Consider the following 1433-nt stretch of genomic DNA (forward strand, 5'->3'; position numbering starts at 1 on the left):
GTTGTGAATTGCTTTCAAAATTGTATCTTGTATTAGGATTCACAGGGCAGTCCATATGGACTATCAAGGAATATTAGACACTATCCCATAAAGTGTGTAAACTAAAAATACCGAGGGTTGGATTTTTACTTAAAGTCTGACCCTTTTTTCATAGATGGTCAGGAACTGATTTAAGACAATGCCCCAGTGCCTAATGGGCATGGACCATTTTTTAGTGGCCTCCCTTATGGCCAAATATACAGATTTCATCACAGCTTCATCCGTTGGGAAGGATAATTTGTTTTTGGTATACTTTCTGATTTTCCCATTGAGATTTTCAATAAGATTGGTGGTATAGATGATTTTTCTGATCTCCAGGGGAAACTCAAAAAACACAGTGAGATCCTCCCAGTTATCTCTCCAGCTTTTTACAGCATAGGAGTATTTACTGTCCCATTTGTTGGCAAAGTCTTCCAAAGCGGCTTTGGCTGCCTCTTGGTTGGGGGCGTTGTAAATATGCTTCATATCCGCTGTGAAGGCTTTTTTGTCTTTCCACACCACATACCTGGAAGCATTGCGGATCTGGTGGACCACACAGATCTGGGTCTTAGACTCCGGGAATACATTTTTGATGGTATCGGTAAAACCATTGAGGTTATCGGTGGCTGTAATAAGGATGTCTTCGGTTCCCCTGGCTTTGATATCCGTGAGGACACTCATCCAGAAGGCCGCCGATTCGTTCTTACCCAACCAGAGCCCCAAGACTTCTTTTTTGCCATCCCTGCGCAAGCCGACAGCGATATAAACGGTTTTATTGATCACCTTGGAGTTTTCCCGAACCTTAAAGACAATACCGTCCATCCATACGATCAGATAAACAGGCTCTAAAGGGCGGTTCTGCCAGGCCACAATATCGGCCGATACCTTTTCGGTAATCCGGGATATGGTAGAGGTAGACACCTCAAAATTATATACTCCCTGATCTGCTCTTCAATATCACTATTACTCATCCCTTTGGCATAGAGAGAGACAATGACATTTTCGATACCATCGACCATGCTATCCCGTTTAGGAACAATCATCGGGTTAAAAGAGCCGTCCCGATCTCTGGGAACCTGGATCTCAGATTCACCAAAGGAAGTCCGTACTTTCTTGTTGGAATAGCCATTACGGGTGTTAGGATTATCGGATGTTTGGTATTTTTCATAGCCTAAATGGCCATCAAGTTCTCCTTCAAGCATCTTTTCGATACCCCGCTTCTGAATCTGCTTTAAAAAATTGTTGAGTTCTTCGCCAGTCTTGAACTGCTTTAAAAACTCATCGGATAAAAAATCGTCTTTTTGCATTACTGTGTAAAATTTAAAACCTGTCTGCCGACAGGCAAGATTAATAAAAAAATATCGAGGGTCATGACCCTCGATATTTCCTATTTACACAGTTTATGAGATGCTACC

At 42.1% G+C, this 1433-nt stretch carries 1 pseudogene; it reads right to left on the bottom strand.

The window, feature by feature from the left end:
* Positions 1-129: 129 nt before the first annotated feature.
* A pseudogene (locus tag BT112_RS11105) lies at positions 130-1325 on the bottom strand (IS256 family transposase).
* Between the last annotated feature and the right edge of the window lie 108 nt (positions 1326-1433).

Source organism: Sinomicrobium oceani (genome assembly GCF_900119185.1).
Classification (GTDB): domain Bacteria; phylum Bacteroidota; class Bacteroidia; order Flavobacteriales; family Flavobacteriaceae; genus Sinomicrobium; species Sinomicrobium oceani.